The organism is Oceanobacillus sp. FSL W7-1304, from assembly GCF_037969805.1.
GTDB lineage: Bacteria > Bacillota > Bacilli > Bacillales > Amphibacillaceae > Oceanobacillus > Oceanobacillus profundus.
Genome location: NZ_CP150211.1, coordinates 569,039 through 586,934, shown reverse-complemented (window position 1 = coordinate 586,934; position 17,896 = coordinate 569,039). Strand labels below are relative to the sequence as shown.

Annotated in this window: 17 protein-coding genes and 6 tRNA genes; 21 read left to right on the top strand and 2 right to left on the bottom strand. The window is 36.7% G+C overall.

Going from position 1 to position 17,896, the window contains the following annotated elements; all coding sequences use genetic code 11:
- The first annotated feature begins 265 nt into the window (after positions 1–265).
- The 10 genes from NYE61_RS03110 (at position 266) to NYE61_RS03065 (ending at position 10,495) form a co-directional block, all read left to right on the top strand.
- Entirely contained in the window at positions 266–895 is a 630-nt protein-coding gene (locus NYE61_RS03110; protein ID WP_095307031.1) for a helix-turn-helix transcriptional regulator, read from the top strand.
- A gap of 35 nt (positions 896–930) precedes the next feature.
- Complete coding sequence (locus NYE61_RS03105; protein ID WP_095307030.1) at positions 931–1,734, top strand: pyruvate, water dikinase regulatory protein; 804 nt, start codon at positions 931–933, stop codon at positions 1,732–1,734.
- 448 nt (positions 1,735–2,182) lie between these two features.
- Entirely contained in the window at positions 2,183–3,997 is a 1,815-nt protein-coding gene (dnaG, locus tag NYE61_RS03100) for a DNA primase (protein ID WP_095307029.1), read from the top strand.
- 31 nt (positions 3,998–4,028) lie between these two features.
- Positions 4,029–5,144 (top strand): RNA polymerase sigma factor RpoD, encoded by a 1,116-nt coding sequence (gene rpoD, locus NYE61_RS03095; protein WP_095307028.1) that lies wholly within the window; start codon positions 4,029–4,031, stop codon positions 5,142–5,144.
- An 83-nt stretch (positions 5,145–5,227) separates the two neighbouring features.
- Entirely contained in the window at positions 5,228–5,779 is a 552-nt protein-coding gene (locus tag NYE61_RS03090) for a hypothetical protein (RefSeq protein ID WP_095307026.1), read from the top strand.
- 89 nt (positions 5,780–5,868) lie between these two features.
- Complete coding sequence (gene cccA, locus NYE61_RS03085) at positions 5,869–6,252, top strand: cytochrome c550 (RefSeq protein ID WP_095307025.1); 384 nt, start codon at positions 5,869–5,871, stop codon at positions 6,250–6,252.
- 140 nt (positions 6,253–6,392) lie between these two features.
- Positions 6,393–7,130, top strand: coding sequence for a tRNA (adenine(22)-N(1))-methyltransferase TrmK (locus NYE61_RS03080; RefSeq protein ID WP_095307024.1), 738 nt, complete (start codon positions 6,393–6,395; stop codon positions 7,128–7,130).
- On the top strand, positions 7,111–8,226 hold the full coding sequence (locus NYE61_RS03075; protein ID WP_095307023.1) for a Nif3-like dinuclear metal center hexameric protein: 1,116 nt from the start codon (positions 7,111–7,113) through the stop codon (positions 8,224–8,226). The genes NYE61_RS03080 and NYE61_RS03075 overlap by 20 nt, the downstream gene beginning before the upstream one ends.
- Before the next feature lie 31 nt (positions 8,227–8,257).
- Positions 8,258–9,571: a DEAD/DEAH box helicase gene (locus NYE61_RS03070; RefSeq protein WP_118889134.1), complete on the top strand. Its 1,314-nt coding sequence runs from the start codon at positions 8,258–8,260 to the stop codon at positions 9,569–9,571.
- A 30-nt stretch (positions 9,572–9,601) separates the two neighbouring features.
- Positions 9,602–10,495, top strand: coding sequence for a deoxyribonuclease IV (locus tag NYE61_RS03065; RefSeq protein ID WP_118889135.1), 894 nt, complete (start codon positions 9,602–9,604; stop codon positions 10,493–10,495).
- 30 nt (positions 10,496–10,525) lie between these two features.
- Here NYE61_RS03065 and NYE61_RS03060 read toward each other — a convergent pair whose 3' ends face one another.
- On the bottom strand, positions 10,526–10,810 hold the full coding sequence (locus tag NYE61_RS03060; protein WP_303447241.1) for a DUF2624 domain-containing protein: 285 nt from the start codon (positions 10,808–10,810) through the stop codon (positions 10,526–10,528).
- Between the two features lie 277 nt (positions 10,811–11,087).
- Between NYE61_RS03060 and NYE61_RS03055 the strand changes: the two genes are divergently transcribed.
- Positions 11,088–11,462, top strand: a complete 375-nt coding sequence (locus tag NYE61_RS03055) for a hypothetical protein (RefSeq protein WP_095307018.1) — start codon at positions 11,088–11,090, stop codon at positions 11,460–11,462.
- Positions 11,463–11,838: 376 nt separating this feature from the next.
- Here the strand turns inward: NYE61_RS03055 and NYE61_RS03050 are convergent, their stop codons facing one another.
- Positions 11,839–12,165: a hypothetical protein gene (locus NYE61_RS03050; RefSeq protein ID WP_095307017.1), complete on the bottom strand. Its 327-nt coding sequence runs from the start codon at positions 12,163–12,165 to the stop codon at positions 11,839–11,841.
- A gap of 71 nt (positions 12,166–12,236) precedes the next feature.
- Between NYE61_RS03050 and NYE61_RS03045 the strand changes: the two genes are divergently transcribed.
- From NYE61_RS03045 to NYE61_RS03000, 10 genes are all read left to right on the top strand, one after another.
- Complete coding sequence (locus tag NYE61_RS03045; RefSeq protein ID WP_095307016.1) at positions 12,237–12,866, top strand: NfeD family protein; 630 nt, start codon at positions 12,237–12,239, stop codon at positions 12,864–12,866.
- Positions 12,867–13,089: 223 nt separating this feature from the next.
- Positions 13,090–14,715, top strand: coding sequence for a Na/Pi cotransporter family protein (locus tag NYE61_RS03040; RefSeq protein WP_095307015.1), 1,626 nt, complete (start codon positions 13,090–13,092; stop codon positions 14,713–14,715).
- 310 nt (positions 14,716–15,025) lie between these two features.
- Positions 15,026–15,100 (top strand) — tRNA-Asn (locus tag NYE61_RS03035).
- Between the two features lie 3 nt (positions 15,101–15,103).
- A tRNA-Met gene (locus NYE61_RS03030) sits at positions 15,104–15,180 on the top strand.
- 21 nt (positions 15,181–15,201) lie between these two features.
- Positions 15,202–15,277, top strand: a tRNA-His gene (locus NYE61_RS03025).
- A gap of 18 nt (positions 15,278–15,295) precedes the next feature.
- Positions 15,296–15,372 (top strand) — tRNA-Ile (locus NYE61_RS03020).
- Between the two features lie 9 nt (positions 15,373–15,381).
- Positions 15,382–15,474 (top strand) — tRNA-Ser (locus NYE61_RS03015).
- A 42-nt stretch (positions 15,475–15,516) separates the two neighbouring features.
- Positions 15,517–15,589 (top strand) — tRNA-Phe (locus tag NYE61_RS03010).
- A 188-nt stretch (positions 15,590–15,777) separates the two neighbouring features.
- The gene (sodA, locus tag NYE61_RS03005) at positions 15,778–16,389 is read left to right on the top strand and encodes a superoxide dismutase SodA (protein WP_095307014.1); all 612 of its coding nucleotides are present in this window, start codon (positions 15,778–15,780) and stop codon (positions 16,387–16,389) included.
- Between the two features lie 95 nt (positions 16,390–16,484).
- Positions 16,485–17,756: an MFS transporter gene (locus NYE61_RS03000; RefSeq protein ID WP_095307013.1), complete on the top strand. Its 1,272-nt coding sequence runs from the start codon at positions 16,485–16,487 to the stop codon at positions 17,754–17,756.
- Positions 17,757–17,896: the final 140 nt, after the last annotated feature.

The window sequence follows — 17,896 nt, the reverse complement described above, 5'->3', positions numbered from 1 at the left end:
GGGTATGCCGACGTTAGGCGCAGCCTGGTTTTAGTCGGCCATCCTTTACCAAGAGGCGATGTTGACTTTCACCGCAAGGGTATAAGTGCGACTAGGCCTCATGTCTTAGCCAGTCGGCAAGTCTTCTTTATCGTACGGAGGTAAGGGAAGTCTCGCTACAGCTTTAGCGCTGTAGCTGGACGTAATCAAAAGTATAACGTATTTTCCCTTTTTGCTATATAATATAAAGAAATAGTATGACATATTGTTTTCGGGTGGTGAAAAGGTGGAATTATCCAAAAGACAGGAACAAATCATTGAAATAGTTAAAGGTAACGGTCCAATTACAGGAGAACATATTGCAGATCGATTAAATTTGACACGAGCTACCTTGAGACCGGATTTAGCAATCCTAACCATGGCCGGGTACTTAGACGCCCGCCCGCGTGTCGGTTATTTTTATACGGGGAAAACTGGTTCGGAATTACTTACAGAGAAAATAAAAAAATTCAAAGTACATGAATTTTTACAAGTACCTGTCGTTGTCAAGGATAGTGTGTCTGTATATGACGCCATATCAACCATGTTTCTTGAAGATGTCGGAACATTATTTGTTGTAGATGATAACTCCTGTTTAACAGGAGTACTATCCCGCAAAGACTTGTTGCGAGCAAGTATTGGGCAACAGAATTTAAGTGCTGTCCCTGTACATATAATCATGACAAGGATGCCAAATATTGCAGTATGTCGAAAAGATGACCTGCTAATTGATGCTGCTCAAAAATTGATAACAAGACAAATTGATGGATTGCCAGTTGTTAAAGAAATAGATGCGGGGCTTGAGGTCGTGGGCAGAGTGACGAAGACGACAATGACAAAAGCATTAGTAGAGTTAACAATAGGTGACCATGTGTAAGAAAACTTCAAAAGGGATGGAGGAGAGTTGTCGTAATGAATACTCAACCAATTGTTTTTGTATTATCTGACTCTGTGGGGGAAACTGCTGAATTAGTGGTAAAGGCAGGTCTAAGTCAGTTTACGAATGGGGATTACAAAATACAGCGTGTACCATATGTTGAGGATAAAGAAACAATCGATGAATTCCTGCAAATCGCGAAAGAAAAAAGAGGAATGATTGGGTTTACACTTGTTGATCCTGAGTTAAGAAACTATTTGAACGAACGATCAAAGTTAATGCAAGTAGAAGCTATTGATATAATGGGACCAACACTTGAAGCAATGGAGCGTGTATTTGATAAAAGTCCCCGACAGGAAGCAGGACTGATACATAAGCTTGATGAGGACTACTTTAAAAAGATAGAAGCAATTGAGTTTGCTGTAAAATATGATGATGGAAGAGATCCCCGGGGGATAGCTCGTGCAGATATTATTTTAGTTGGTGTCTCTCGTACATCCAAAACACCATTATCTCAGTATTTAGCACATAAACGCATTAAGGTGGCTAATGTACCGATTGTGCCTGAGGTTGACCCTCCAGAAGAATTATTTGAAGTTGACCCAGCGAAATGTATTGGACTTCGTATCACTGCTGACAAATTAAATGGCATTCGAAAAGAAAGGTTAAAGGCTTTAGGATTAGGTGATCAAGCGACATATGCAAATATGGATCGTATTCATCAAGAGCTTGATTATTTTGATAAGGTAATTAACAAGATTAAATGTCCAGTAATAGATGTTTCCCACAAAGCAGTAGAAGAAACTGCGAATCTTATCATGCGTATGATTCAAAAATAATTGAATTGGATTATGCAAAACGTTCTGCTCCTATACACGAGCAGAATGTTTTCTGTTCTTAGGAAAATAAGTCATTATAATAGATATCTTTTATAAAATGTATTATAATAAATCTTTGTGTAAACATATACGTAAAAAAGCTATCCTCTACTGTTATTCTGAAAAATAAAACATTCATTAACAAGAAGGATTTTAGGGTGATTATGTAGAATTACTTTATTAAAGATAGCTCTACTATTGTTAAAATCTCAATAGTTGGTTATTCGTTAGTTTATATTTTAGCTGCAGGAGGTACAATAGTAATTAAATATGGAGTAGATGGAAATGACCTTCTTAGACTTACCGATCGTAACAGAGGGTAATTTTTTTCGGTTTTGAAGAAAAAAATGTCGAAACATGAAGGATTTTTTTAATCCGTCACGAATATTAGTATAGTATGGTGGTTAATATGGCCAATCAAATACCAGAAGAGGTTATTGAAGAGATTAGAAAGTCCAATGACATTTTAGATGTTGTTGGCGAGTACGTACAATTAAAGAAGCAAGGTAGAAACTACGTCGGTTTATGTCCATTTCATGGAGAGAAAACACCATCTTTTACGGTAACTCAGGAAAAACAGATTTTTCATTGTTTTGGATGTAGTAAAGGTGGGAATGCTATAACTTTCATGATGGAGATCGAGAGTTTTTCCTTCTATGAGGCTTTGAAATTCCTCGCCGATAGAAGTGGGATTACGCTTCCAGATAGTGGGATGAATAAGGAATCATCAATGTCTTTAGAAAGCCAGAATGTTTTATCGGCGTATGACTGGCTACGTAAGCTTTATCATCACCTTTTACGCTTTACAAAGGATGGAAAAGAAGGGTATCACTATCTGAAGGAAAGAGGAATGGATGACGAAACAATTGAAGCCTTTCAGTTAGGGTTTGCACCTAATGCACAAGACTTCATTGCGGAATTTCTTGCTAAAAAAGGATTTCAGCAACAATTATTAGTAAAAGCTGGCATTATTTCCGAGCTCGATAACAATCGGGTTACGGACCGATTCAGAGGAAGAGTAATTTTTCCAATCCGAAATCATATTGGAAAAACTGTAGCTTTCGGTGGGCGCTCGATAACAGATGAGCAGCCGAAATATTTAAACAGTCCCGAGAGCGAGCTATTTCAAAAAGGCAAGCTACTATATAATTTTGACTTAGCCAAAAAACATATTCGCAAGCAAAATGAAGTTGTTTTATTTGAAGGGTATATGGATGTCATTTCAGCATATCAAGCTGGGGTGAAAAACGTAGTGGCCACACTTGGAACATCGTTGACCGAACCTCAGGCAAAACTTTTAAATCGTTATGTTGATACGGTCGTTATTTGCTACGATGGTGACAAAGCGGGTCAAGCAGCAACATATAAGGCTGCGAATTTATTACGAAGTGTTGGCTGTGCAATAAAAGTAGCAAACCTTGATGAAGATATGGATCCTGACAGCTTTATTAAAAAGCATGGATCAGAGGCTTTTATGAATCAGGTCATAAAAGCAAGTGACACGTATATGAGTTTCTATATGCGCTACCTCCAAAAAGATTATAATCTAAATTTGGAAGGGGACCGCATATCCTATATAGAAAATATATTGAAAGAGCTTGCCATGATTGAGAGCCCTATTGAAAGGGAATATTATTTAAATGAATTGAGCGAAGCACATCAGATTTCTATTGAAACTTTATCAGCGGAAATGCAAGGCTACAGGCATAAACAAGAAAAGCTTGAGGATAAGCCGGGAAAGAACAGATATACTAATAACACAGCATTCAAACAACGTAGTAAGAAACTTCTTCCAGCTTTTTATAACGCAGAGAAAAAATTAATAGCATATATGTTGCAGAACTCTCATATTACAGAGAGGGTACAAAATGAATTAGGTGCAAGATTTAATGTTGATGACTATAAAATTATTGCCACCTATTTATATGCTTATTATGAAGAAGGACATTCGGCTGATATGAGCTTATTTATTGAAAGGCTTCATGATGACCGTTTGAAACAGCTTGTAGCAGAGATCGCTATGACACCGATAAGAGAAGAAATAAGTGATAAGGAAATTAATGATTACATTCGGATTATTCAACATGAATCGAATGACTCTGTTAATATCAAATCACTGAAAGAGCAGCAAAAGATTGCTGAGCAGCAAAATGATCCCTTAAAAGCAGCTCAAATAGCAATGCAAATCATTAATCTTCAAAAGCAATTGAAAAATACAAATTAATTATCTAATTAGTCAAGAAGGAGGGGGACTCATGACCGACAAGAAGCCTTCGCAAACAAAGGAAACTGAAATGACGCTTGACCAAGCAAAGGAAAAGCTTGTTGAAATGGGTAAAAAACGCGGTACGTTAGCCTATGAAGAGGTGGCAGACCGTTTATCCAACTTTGATATTGAATCCGATCAGATGGATGAATTCTATGAGTACCTGGAAGAACAAGGTGTAGAAGTGATTGGTGAATCTGATGAAGATCCAAACATGCAGGAGATCGCAAAAGAAGAGGAATTTAATTTAAACGACTTAAGTGTTCCTTTAGGAATTAAAATAAATGATCCTGTTCGTATGTATTTAAAGGAAATCGGAAGAGTAAACCTATTATCGGCTGCTGAAGAAATTGAGCTCGCATCAAGAATTGAAGAAGGCGATGAAGAAGCAAAACGTCGCTTAGCAGAAGCTAACTTGCGTCTAGTTGTAAGTATCGCAAAACGCTATGTAGGTCGAGGTATGCTTTTCCTTGATTTAATTCAGGAAGGTAACATGGGTCTGATTAAGGCTGTCGAAAAATTTGACTATCGTAAAGGCTTTAAATTCAGTACGTATGCAACATGGTGGATTAGACAAGCAATCACACGAGCAATAGCTGACCAAGCTAGAACTATCCGGATTCCTGTTCATATGGTAGAAACGATTAATAAATTAATACGGGTGCAGCGTTCCTTATTGCAGGATTTAGGCCGTGAACCAACACCAGAAGAAATTGGTGAAGAGATGGAGCTTAGTCCTGATAAGGTTCGTGACATTTTAAAGATTGCCCAAGAACCTGTTTCACTTGAGACTCCTATTGGGGAAGAGGACGACTCACACTTAGGAGATTTTATCGAGGACCAGGAGGCGGTATCTCCATCCGATCATGCTGCATATGAGCTATTGAAAGAGCAGCTTGAAGACGTGTTGGATACTTTAACGGATAGAGAAGAAAATGTTTTGCGTCTTCGCTTTGGCCTTGACGATGGGCGTACAAGAACACTCGAAGAAGTTGGTAAAGTCTTTGGTGTAACAAGAGAACGCATCCGTCAAATCGAAGCAAAAGCACTTAGAAAATTAAGACATCCAAGCCGTAGCAAACGATTAAAGGACTTTTTGGACTGATAGGTGTGGTCATTATTCGCAAGTACTGTGAATGATGACTATCCTGGCTTCCATCCTATCCATCCTGCATAGGGGTGATACTTTTGGCGGCAGAACGAATCGCTGTTATTGTTAAAGAAATTAAGTATTGGAAAGAAAACCGCTTGCTTCCTGAAACCTACTGTGATTATCTTCTTGCATTATACACAAATGGTGAAGCCTTCTCAGAAGAGGCGGATAACAATATTAAAATAAGACAATGGACAGTATTAGATGTAACACATTTAATATTATCATTGCTCATGATACCGTTTTCACTTCTTGTCTTATATTTTACTGAATTTGCTTCCGTTTTGCAACTCGGCATTTTACTGTTATTCTTTAGCTATTTAGTATGGATAATGAATTATTTTCGTAAAATTGGGCATCCTTATTTACACGTACCGCTTATTGCGTCACTATTAGTATTGCTATTATTTACTACGTTTATCTCGAAATTAATCCTGGATAGTAATATGCTACAAATTACAGTTTTAATTAGTAATTTTATCTATTGGTTTATAGTAAGTAAGCAAAGAAAAATAAAATATCTACAAATAATTAGTATTTTAGCGATAATATTTACTTTGCTGTATACTGGTTTTCTATATTTATAACTTATTCCTTTAAAAAAAACCAATTTTCGAGTAAACTATATAATGTATGTATAAATATATAATGGGGAGTACATAAGGAGGAACTACAAATGAGAAGAAACCCAGTTGTACCGTATGCAATTATTGCAATTTTAGGGGTACTAACAGTAGTCATTATTTCATTTGTCGGCTTGAATCAGCGTGCAGATATTCAAGTTGCTGAAGAGGGCGGATCTGAACAAACAGAAGAATCACAAGAAGGGGAAACTACAGGCGGAGACCCTGAAGCAGTTTTTCAGGCAAACTGCGCGGCGTGCCATGGTGGTGACTTATCTGGTGGAATGGGACCTGCTTTAACAACTGTAGGATCCACTCATTCTGCTGATGAGATTGCAGACATCATTCAAAATGGTATCGGTTCGATGCCAGCACAATCCCAAGTTGCTGGTGAAGAGCTAACAGCCCTTTCTGAATGGCTTAGTGAACAAAAATAATGAATGAGTAAGATGAAGTCTAAGCTTTCTGCTAAAACAGAAAGCTTTTCTTTTTTACATAGGAATTTGCTTTTAGAAATATGACTTTAGGTAGATTCAAATTCTAGAGGTGTTTAAACATCCTCTAAAAGGAGAATACGATGATAAATACATTAAAACTATCAGAACGTTTAAAGAAGGTTTCCTCATTTCTTCCGGAAGGAGCTCATTTTGCTGATATTGGTTCCGACCATGCTTATCTGCCATGCTATGTATGCTTACGTGATCAAAAAGCAAAGGCTGTAGCAGGTGAAGTCAATATAGGTCCATTTAATAGCGCAAAATCAACTGTAGAGGCCTATCAACTTTCCAATCGCATTGATGTAAGACTTGGTAATGGGTTAGAGGTGCTGGATGACGATACAGATATTAAGCAGGTTGTAATAGCGGGTATGGGAGGCTCCTTAATTAAGACAATTTTGGATGAAGGAAAATCCAAATTATCAAGTGTACAACGAATTATTGCCCAACCGAATGTGGATGAGCGTAATGTACGCAGATGGCTTTTAAAAGAAGGGTTTATTGTTATCGATGAAACTATTATGGAAGAAAATGGACATCGTTATGAAATAATTGTAGCAGATAAAAAAGGAACGGATGAACTTATAGATCCTTATACGAAAAAGCAACTAGAAAGACAGTTACTGTTTGGCCCTATATTGTTGAAAAATAAAACTGATATATTTCATGAGAAATGGCAATCAGAATATAAGAAGCTATCAAGAATTATTAATCAAATGAAAGAAGCGAGTAATGTCGATAACGAAAAAATTGAACGATTTGAAAAAGAATTATTATGGATTAAGGAGGAATTACAGGATGAAGAACAACGTAACTAATTCAGATGTTTTTCAGCTTATGGAACAATGGGCTCCAAAGGAACTTGCCTATGACTGGGATAATGTTGGATTACAAATTGGTTCCTATCATAATCCTGTAACAAAAGTTCTTATCACACTTGATGTAATGGAAAATGTTGTAGATGAAGCAATTGAAAAGGGAGCAAATCTGATCATCGCACATCATCCATTCTTGTTTAAACCCATAAAACAGGTTAATATAGACACACCGCAAGGAAGAGTTATTCAGAAATTGCTAGAAAATCATATCTCTGTTTATGCAACACACACCAATTTGGATATTGCTCCTGGTGGTGTGAATGATATGCTAACTGACGCACTAGAATTGGAAGAAAATGATATGCTAGTAGAGACAGACAGAGAAAAGCTGTATAAAGTAGCGGTATATGTTCCAGAAACACATATTGATGAGGTAAGAGAGGCATTCGGTGAAAGTGGCGCTGGACATATTGGTAACTATAGCCATTGTACATTTCAGTCAAAAGGACAGGGAACTTTTAAACCGTTAGAAGGTAGTCAGCCATTTCTTGGAGCAAAAAATGAGTTAGAATTGGTAAATGAAGTGAAGATGGAAACAATTGTCCCTAAAGCAATCTTGCATAAGGTGATAAATGCTATCGTTGCTGCCCATCCCTATGAAGAAGTGGCATATGATGTTTTCCCGCTGGAAAATGAAGGGAAGCGCTACGGGATTGGCAGAATTGGTTCTTTGAAGAATAAAACAGATCTAAATAGCTTTTGTGAATATGTAAAAAAAGCACTTGATATTCCGGCTCTTCGCGTTACAGGTGACCTGAATAAAAAGATTCAGAAGGTAGCTGTTCTTGGCGGTAGTGGTGAAAAGTATATTCATCATGCAAAGAAAAAAGGAGCAGATGTCTACATTACTGGAGACATGACTTTCCATATGGCGCAGGAAGCCAGTCTTATGGGCCTTGGGGTTATTGATGCCGGCCACTATATTGAGAAAATAATGAAGCAATTTACGGCAGCATATTTGAAGGAACATTTGGATAAGGAAAATTTAACCATTCTTGTCTCCGAATCGAATACAGATCCTTTTCAGTTTGTGTAAAACAGAAAAAGACAAAAGGAGTATTACAACTATGAAAAAAAATAACTTTGACCCTTTCGCTTTCGAGCCTCCATTAAATCATGCTATTGAGAAGCTGAGATTTAACCAACCAACAGAAATACAAAGCAAAGTAATACCTGCAATTCTAAAAGGAGAAAGTGTAATTGGCCAATCGCGCACTGGATCTGGGAAGACACATGCCTATTTACTTCCACTTTTTAATCGAATTAATACGAATAAACGAGAAGTTCAATTTGTGATAACAGCTCCTACACGAGAACTAGCAACACAAATTTACAACGAAGTAAGAACAATTATTGACTTTGCGGAAAAAGAAGGCACATGGGTTGCGAAGCTATTAGTAGGTGGAACTGATAAACAAAAAATGGCGGAGAAATTAAAAACACCACCACATATAATTGTCGGCACACCAGGTAGAATTCTCGACCTTGTTAAGGATGAGGCGATTTCAATTTATTCAGCGACTTCTTTCGTAATTGATGAAGCAGATCTAATGCTGGACCTTGGTTTCATTGAAGACGTGGATCAATTACTAATCCGGTCGCAAAAAGATATTCAATTAATGGTATTTTCAGCGACAATTCCACAACGTTTACAGCATTTTTTCAAAAAGTATTTGGAAAATCCGTTATATGTGAAAATAGATGAGCATTTCTCGCCGGAAACGATGGAGCATCGATTAATTGCGCGTAAACATCGTAATGAAGCAGATATTATTTATGATATATCAGAAGCAATCCAGCCATATTTGGCAATTGTTTTTACAAATGGAAAAAAACAAGCAAACGAACTAGCTGATTCATTACAGGAAAGAGGGTTAGACGTTGGCTTAATTCATGGTGGGCTAACACCCAGAGAGCGAAAACGTGTCCTGAAGGATATTCAAAATTTACGCTATCAATATGTCGTTGCAACAGACTTGGCAGCCAGAGGAATTGATATTAAAGGAGTCAGTCACGTCATTAACGCTCAAATACCAAAGGAAGAGGAGTTTTATATTCATCGCGTTGGCCGAACTGCAAGAGCTGGAATGGAAGGTACAGCAATCAGCATCTATGATGAAGCGGATTTGCCATTAGTTGAAAAACTCGAACAAAAAGGACTAACCTTCACCTATATGGAAGTGAAAAATGGAGAATGGAAAGAAGCAAAGTCCTGGAACGAACGGCACTTACGCACAAAAACAACCACGAATATTGAAAAAGAGGCTTGGAAACAGGTTCGTAAAGCGAAAAAGGTAAAGCCGGGCTATAAGAAAAAAATGAAAAAACAGCAAGAGTCCATTAAACGTCAATTATCAAAGCGTACTAAATATAAGAAATAGATTTTATAGAAATAGGGAGAGGTGCAACAAGTGTTAAAAATTGGATCACATGTATCAATGAGCGGAAAAAAAATGTTGTTAGGTTCAAGTGAAGAAGCTTTAGCATATGGAGCAAATACTTTTATGATTTATACCGGTGCACCACAAAACACGAGAAGAAAGCCAATTGATGAATTAAATATAATGGCGGGTCGTGAACATATGGAGCAGCATGGTATGTCGGATATCGTTGTACACGCACCATATATTATTAATATTGGAAATGCGATAAAACCTGCTACATTTGAACTTGGTGTCAATTTCCTGCGTAATGAAATTGACCGCACTGCAGCTATCGGAGCAAGTCAAATTGTGCTCCACCCTGGTGCCCATGTTGGTGAGGGGTCGGAAGTTGGAATAAAAAAGATTATTGAAGGGCTAAATGAAGTGCTTGAAAAAGATAGCACAGTCCAAATTGCATTAGAAACTATGGCTGGAAAAGGCTCAGAAGTAGGTCGTACATTTGATGAACTAGCAAAAATAATTGATGGTGTCACACATAATGAAAATCTTTCTATCTGTATGGATACATGCCATATTCACGATGCAGGTTATGACGTTGTTAACGATTTTGATGGTGTCCTGAATGAATTTGATAAAATTATTGGAGTGGACCGGATTAAAGTTGTTCATGTAAATGACAGTAAAAATGAACGCGGCGCTCATAAAGATCGACATGAAAATATTGGTTTTGGACATATTGGTTTCGAAGCATTACATTATGTTGTTCACCATCCACAGTTAACCGCATTACCAAAAATTCTTGAAACACCGTATGTAGGAACAGATAAAAAGGATAAAAAAGCTCCATATAAGCTGGAAATTGATATGATTCGCAACGGATCGTTTGTAGAGGATTTAAAAGAGAAAATTATGAATTCATAATAAAGGAATAGCGCCTGCGCTATTCCTTTATTATTGAAATAAATGTTCTAAGCCATAGGATTGAACTAATGTATACAATAATTGCTCTGCTTTAGTAGCCGTTTGTTCATCAGTTATTGTTGCTAAATGTTTAAACATTTCTTGACGTGCTTTTTGATTAAATGGGTCACGTGTATTCTTACGTAAGTACATGGCGATTTGCTGTGCTTGCTTTTCAGTTAATTGGAAACCATACTGTTTACTGTAGTGTAGAAGCTCTTCAGCTGAAAGGTTCTTTAGTTTGTTTTTTATCATTTCCTTAATAAATATTGACATGCATTCATCCTCCTCATAATTACACCTTATTCTATGCCCAGTTGTTCAATTGGTGAATTCAAATTTAATCATTTAACCTCTTAGAAGGCGCGTCTTTGCTTTACTTAGAAGTCCTTGATACTCTAAAGTACAAGCTTTTGGGCGGATAGCACAATGGCACTTAACAGATAAAAAAGTGTTATATTTTCTTATCTGCCAATAAATAACACCTTTATAAATTGATTCTTTCCATAAACTATAATTGCACCTCATTAATGGATAAGGAGGTCTTGAAGATATGGACGAAATGAACAGACGTACAGATAAAACGACACCAGCTCCAAATCACGGAGAACATACCGAAGACCAGGATTTTATCGGGATTGAGTCAGATAGTTTAAGGAATGAGGAATTTGCTGCCGAATTTACAGCAGATGATTACGAACTGCAATCTGATGACCGTAGTCATGAAGGTGCAACAACTGTTTACGGATGGATTGGTATAGCACTTTCTGTAATATCCTTCTTTATGTGGCCAGTGGTTCTTGGAGTCGCTGGAATAATCTTCGGTTTTGTATCCAGAAGTCGTGGCGCAGATACACTAGGAAATATAGCAATTGCAGCTGGAGCAATATCCATTTTAATAACACTTTTTATATTACCATTCTTTTAACAAAACGTATGAGGCTGATTTCTTCAGCCTCTTTTTATTACCTTGATTCTTATTTACAGAAATTAACATTACTACCAATAAATAATCCTTTTAACTGCGAATTAACCTAATTGCTTAGTATGAGCAACTATTGCCGTCCGGTTCGCTTCGGATGCGCGCCTCAGTGCACGGATTCAGCCTCACCGAAAGAAGAGCCGGTGAGATTTCGAAACACGTGCTGTTCCCACAGGACAAGGAATGTTTCGTCAGCTTTTATATTGCACGAATAAAATTGTTTTTTTTCGATTAATAACCGCCCTCCGCTCACTCGGAATGGTTAGAGCAACGTTTTAGTTTTTGATAACGGTCATGGTTTAACAGGACTTCATATAATGATTCATTGGTATAAGGGAAAATAGTAAAATGTATCAGGTTTTAGTTTGTGTGGGTCTGTTGTTGGGTTTAATTCTTTAAAATGCTTGATTATATCCTCTGAATGAAACATTGAAATGCTATCTGCATTCAGCGATTCAACAATTGAAAATATGGTATCTCCAGGTAGAACTTTTACATGTGCAATTGTATATTCATTACTGGAGGAAATCTTTATTTGTTCAGCGTCATGTTCAACATTCCTGCTGTTGCTAACCATTAAGTCTTGAAAAATACTTATAATCAGCAATATAATGAGTGTATAGAGTGTAAGCTTTTTTAGTGTATACATAAAAATTCTCCTTTTGGGTGAAACCATTTACAATTCCATACGTATGATTAAATTAGAGAGGGGGAAATAAAATGGATATCTTTGATCTCCAATGGATAGGATTTGTTATAACATTTTTAGCTACACTTTTTCTAATTGGTGAAGTTTTAGTTAATATGCGAGGTTTTTTTGGACTGCTAGGTATTGGATTTATTACCGTATACTTTGCAGCTTACGTTGGAAGTAGTTCTTTTATTCTTATGCTTATTATATATTTTGTAGGATTATTACTTATTATAATTGATGGCAAGCTACTGAATGATGGAACACTTGCAACTATAGGTCTTGCAAGTATGCTAACGTCTGTTGCTTTGGCTGCAGATAATCTTACTTCGGGATTATACGCTGTTTTAGGGGTATTATTAGGCACTGGTGCTTCCTTCTTCTTCTTAAAAGTATTTAAACGTAGAGAGATGTGGACAAAGCTTGCTTTGAAAGACCAGTTAACAAAAGAAGCGGGCTATAACTCTATGAATATGGAATATGAGCAGTTAGTTGGTAAAGAAGGAATTACGTTAAACGATCTGAGACCTGTTGGAACTGTAAAAATAAACAAAAAAGATTATAGTGCGGTATCTGACGGACAATGGATTCCGAAGAATAGTAAAGTAAAGGTTACACAAGTAGATGGGACAAAAATATTAGTTGAAAAAATATCATAGATGTTCTAAAAGACAATTTCCTAGTACTAGGAAATTGTCTTTTTTTGAGAAAAAAAGAATGAAAAACCTATGTTAAGGGTAGTTACTAAATAGAAGAAAAATCTTTATGTAAATTTAATGTAAATTATTCAACTTAAACCTTTACAAATGGTTAACAAATCATTAATAATGGGAGAGGCGCAAGCGACAAGATTCAACATAGAATGAAGGGATGAAAGCAATAGTGGATATCGATTTACAAACGTTATTATTCGAGTTTATTGGTGGTTTAGGAATATTCTTACTCGGTATAAAATTTATGGGAGACGGGCTTCAAAAGTCAGCAGGCGACCGTCTGCGCAATATATTAGACCGGTTTACCACCAACCCATTTCTAGGCGTTTTAGCAGGGATTATCGTAACATGTTTGATTCAGAGTAGTTCAGGAACAACTGTACTCACGGTTGGTTTAGTTAATGCTGGATTTATGACGCTAAGACAAGCAATTGGAGTTATTATGGGTGCTAATATTGGTACGACAATAACCGCGTTTGTTATCGGGCTTGATATTGGCGAATACGCTTTACCAATTCTTGCAATTGGTGCATTAATTTTATTCTTCTTTAAAAATCAAAAGGTTACCGCAGTTGGACAAACTATTTTTGGTTTCGGAGCATTATTTTTCGGTTTAGAATTAATGAGTAGTGGAATGTCTCCATTGCGTTCTCTTGAGGCATTTCATGAATTAACAGTAAGTATGGCTGCAAGCCCAGTATTAGGAGTAGTTGTTGGTACAGTATTTACATTAATTGTACAGAGTTCAAGCGCAACGATTGGTATCCTTCAGGGACTATTCTCAGAAGGTGCGATAGCATTAGAAGCAGCTATTCCAGTATTATTCGGAGATAATATTGGTACAACAATAACAGCAGTCTTGGCCGCAATAGGTACAAGTATTACAGCTAAAAGAGCTGCATTAACACATGTTATTTTTAATCTTGTAGGAACAATCATTTTCCTTATATTCCTAGGATTATTTACAAGTTATGTCGGCTATTTACAGGCGAGCTTAAATTTAAATCCTGAAATGACTATCGCCTTTGCGCACGGTAGTTTTAATATTATTAATACGTTGATTCAAGTTTGGTTTATAGGTGCCTTAGCATGGATTGTAACAAAAATTATTCCAGGTGAGGATACAATTATCGAATATAATCCAAAACACCTAGATCCTATTTTTATTCAACAGTCATCAACACTAGCATTGGATCAAGCAAAAGCAGAAATTATTCGGATGGGTGAATATGCACATCAAGGCTTAGAGGAAACGAATCTGTACGTTACCACACAAAACCAAAAACATTCGGAAATGGCGATGCAGGTTGAAGGCGCACTAAATAACTTAGACCGTAAAATAACGGATTATCTCGTTAATATTGCAGCTGGATCATTATCTGATGCGGAAAGTGTAAAGCACACTTCATTAATGAATTCAGTTCGTGATATTGAAAGAATTGGCGATCATTATGAGAATATTATTGAGTTAATTGATTATAAAATATCGAATAAGGTTAACTTAACAGAGCAAGCACTGGAAGATTTAAATACGATGTTTGATTTAACACTCTTAACGGTTAAGCAAGCAGTAGAATCACTTGATAAAATGGATCGTGAAGCGGCATTAGAAGTTATCCAAAAAGAAGATAAAATCGACAAAATGGAACGCCAATTCCGCAAAAAGCATATCATTCGTATGAATGAAGGATTATGCAGTGGGTCAGCTGGTATCGTTTTTGTAGATATTATCAGTAACTTGGAACGAATTGGTGATCATGCAGTTAATATTGCCGAAGAAGTTTTAGGTGAGTAAATAAAAGGGGGGAGACCTCCTTTTTTATTATATAAAATTAAAATTTTCTACAAAAAACAACAATTTATCCATTTATGTGTTGAAATAAATTTTAGAACGTGATATTATAAATCTCGCAGTCGCAGAAAAGACAAGTACATAAAAATTTTGCGTTTGATTATAAAGTTTTGTGTTGTGCAAAAAAGTATTGACAGCAAATCTAAAACATGGTAAATTATATTTTGTCGCTAATAACCTATAAGAAGTAATAATTACTAAAAAGTTAAAATTACAAATAGAAATAAAAATTTCAGACATGTTTTCTAACTATTCCACAGTAGCTCAGTGGTAGAGCTATCGGCTGTTAACCGATCGGTCGTAGGTTCGAATCCTACCTGTGGAGCCAAGTGGCGGCGTAGCTCAGCTGGCGAGAGCGTACGGTTCATACCCGTGAGGTCGTGGGTTCGATCCCCTCCGCCGCTACCATACATAATTAATTACATAATGGCGGTCGTGGCGAAGTGGTTAACGCACCGGATTGTGGCTCCGGCATACGTGGGTTCAATCCCCACCGGTCGCCCCATTATTTAACAAATTTCCAGGACCCTTAGCTCAGTTGGTTAGAGCTATCGGCTCATAACCGATCGGTCGCAGGTTCGAGTCCTGCAGGGTCCACCAAAAAAATACGGAGGTATACCCAAGTCCGGCTGAAGGGATCGGTCTTGAAAACCGACAGGCGGGTCAAACCGCGCGGGGGTTCGAATCCCTCTACCTCCTCCATTTAGTATTTTATAAGCAGACTAGATTTTATAATTACATAACGGCTCGGTAGCTCAGTCGGTAGAGCAACGGACTGAAAATCCGTGTGTCGGCGGTTCGATTCCGTCCCGAGCCACTTTCCAAACAAGCATATTGCTTGTTTTTTCTTTTGCATAAATTAAATAATTTAATCTACCAAAAAATGATAAGATTCTTGTATTTTATAAGGCAAAAAATTTGCATGAATAGCAAAGCTCTGATAACCTTTTAATTAAAGGTTCGACAAACCTTAATAACTTGGATTCATTTAAGGAGGAAAAAATTATGGCAAAATTTGAACTACCTGAGTTACCTTATGCATACGATGCATTGGAACCAACTATCGACAAAGAGACAATGAATATTCATCATACGAAGCACCACAACACGTATGTTACCAAATTAAATGAAGCACTAGAAGGACAAACAGATCTTCAAGGAAAATCAGTTGAAGCACTTATCAGTGATTTAAATGCAGTTCCTGAGAACATTCGTACTGCAGTACGTAATAATGGTGGAGGACATGCTAACCATAGCTTGTTCTGGAAGCTTCTTTCATCAAATGGCGGGGGCGAGCCAACTGGCGAGCTTGCAGATAAAATCAACGCTAAATTTGGTGGGCTAGATGCATTTAAAGAACAATTTGCAGCAGCTGCAGCAGGACGTTTTGGTTCAGGCTGGGCATGGCTCGTATTAAATAATGGTGAATTAGAAATCACTAGCACTCCAAACCAAGATTCTCCATTAATGGAAGGAAAAACACCATTATTGGGCTTAGACGTTTGGGAGCATGCATACTATCTAAACTACCAAAACAGACGTCCAGATTACATTTCAGCATTCTGGAATGTTGTTAACTGGGATGAAGTAGCAAAAAACTATAACGAAGCAAAATAAATGAAGAAAAACACGCGGTTAATTCCGCGTGTTTTTTTGGTATATCTGTTACTCCTTCGTTCACACTAAGAGAGACGCAAAAGGAGTAATCGACTATGCAAAAGGTGATCCTGTTTTTTCAAAATAAAATGGAAAGCAATCGTGACTTATTGATTTTACTGCTCATTGGTGGTCTCTATTCACTGGGAATTTTTCTATCCAATACGTTTGTAAATATATACTTATGGAAACAATCAGGGGATTACATTACAATTGCTAATTATAATTTAGCGATTTGTCTATTTCAGCCAATTACTTTTATACTTGCAGGAAAGCTCGCCAAAAAGGTAGATCGGATTATTGTATTGAGATTGGGCGTTATTTTTCTATGCGTATTTTTCTTAAGTGTTCTTCTTATTGGTGATCAAGCTTCAAAATATAACTTCTTACTCGGTAGCTTATTGGGAATTGGTTATGGTTTTTATTGGCTAGCTTATAATGTATTAACCTTCGAAATAACAGAACCTGATACGAGAGATTTTTTCAATGGATTTCTTGGAATTTTGCAGTCTTTAGGTGGAATGACAGGTCCGCTTTTAGCTGGGGCAATTATCGCTAAAATGACCAATAATATTGGTTATACGGTTATATTTGGGATTTCCTTCGCTTTATTTGCCTGTGCCGTTGGAATTAGTTTTCTATTGAAACGCCGAGGTGCAGAAGGAGTTTTTCGCTTTAAGCGAATTTTAGGGGAAAGGCATCGTAATAAAAATTGGAACAGAATTCTTCATGCACATTTTTTTCAGGGGTTAAGAGAAGGAATTTTTGCTTTTGTTATTTCAATCTGGGTTTTCTTAGTAACAAAAAGTGAATTCGCGCTTGGAACATTTAACATGTTTCTATCGGGTCTATCTGCAGTTTTTTATTTAATTGCTACGAAATTTATTAAACCTTCCATGCGTAAAAAGGCGATACTCGTTGGAGCAATACTTCTTTACTTTTCCCTCTTTATTATCATTATCGAGATAAACTATCTCTTACTCATGATTTATGCAATTGTAATTGGAATAGCGTACCCGGTAATAAATGTACCGTATGTATCACTTACCTTTGATGTAATCGGTAAGGCTTGGAAAGCTGGAGAAATGCGTGTAGAATATATGGTTGTTCGTGAATTGTTTCTAAATAGTGGACGAGTTCTATCAATAATCGTTTTTCTTGCAGGCGTATATTTCTTTCGGGCGGAGGAGGTTATTCCCGTTTTACTTGCGATTTTCGGTGCAGGTCATTTTATGATTTACTTTGCAGTACGTAAGATTTATTTAGGTAGCCCAAAAAAGAAAGAGATTTTATTAAAAGAGCAAATTACAGACGAAAAAAATCGTTAAATATGGTAAAATTAGTGATAAGGTTGTTGATCAGATAAGATAGCATAAAAATTTCTTATTTGATCAACCAGGACATTTACCTAAAGGCTTAAAATCGCCAAATTTACTAATGAGAAAATTATTATTTTCACTGGGGGAAA

What these genes read in the sequence shown, in the direction of transcription:
- cccA (WP_095307025.1), top strand. Translation starts at nt 5,869, where the DNA reads ATGAGAAGAAACCCAGTTGTACCGTATGCAATTATTGCAATTTTAGGG.
- NYE61_RS03045 (WP_095307016.1), top strand. Translation starts at nt 12,237, where the DNA reads ATGGATATCTTTGATCTCCAATGGATAGGATTTGTTATAACATTTTTA.
- sodA (WP_095307014.1), top strand. Translation starts at nt 15,778, where the DNA reads ATGGCAAAATTTGAACTACCTGAGTTACCTTATGCATACGATGCATTG.
- NYE61_RS03105 (WP_095307030.1), top strand. Translation starts at nt 931, where the DNA reads ATGAATACTCAACCAATTGTTTTTGTATTATCTGACTCTGTGGGGGAA.
- NYE61_RS03075 (WP_095307023.1), top strand. Translation starts at nt 7,111, where the DNA reads ATGAAGAACAACGTAACTAATTCAGATGTTTTTCAGCTTATGGAACAA.
- NYE61_RS03050 (WP_095307017.1), bottom strand. Translation starts at nt 12,165, where the DNA reads ATGTATACACTAAAAAAGCTTACACTCTATACACTCATTATATTGCTG.
- rpoD (WP_095307028.1), top strand. Translation starts at nt 4,029, where the DNA reads ATGACCGACAAGAAGCCTTCGCAAACAAAGGAAACTGAAATGACGCTT.
- NYE61_RS03000 (WP_095307013.1), top strand. Translation starts at nt 16,485, where the DNA reads ATGCAAAAGGTGATCCTGTTTTTTCAAAATAAAATGGAAAGCAATCGT.
- dnaG (WP_095307029.1), top strand. Translation starts at nt 2,183, where the DNA reads ATGGCCAATCAAATACCAGAAGAGGTTATTGAAGAGATTAGAAAGTCC.
- NYE61_RS03060 (WP_303447241.1), bottom strand. Translation starts at nt 10,810, where the DNA reads ATGTCAATATTTATTAAGGAAATGATAAAAAACAAACTAAAGAACCTT.
- NYE61_RS03070 (WP_118889134.1), top strand. Translation starts at nt 8,258, where the DNA reads ATGAAAAAAAATAACTTTGACCCTTTCGCTTTCGAGCCTCCATTAAAT.
- NYE61_RS03055 (WP_095307018.1), top strand. Translation starts at nt 11,088, where the DNA reads ATGGACGAAATGAACAGACGTACAGATAAAACGACACCAGCTCCAAAT.
- NYE61_RS03080 (WP_095307024.1), top strand. Translation starts at nt 6,393, where the DNA reads ATGATAAATACATTAAAACTATCAGAACGTTTAAAGAAGGTTTCCTCA.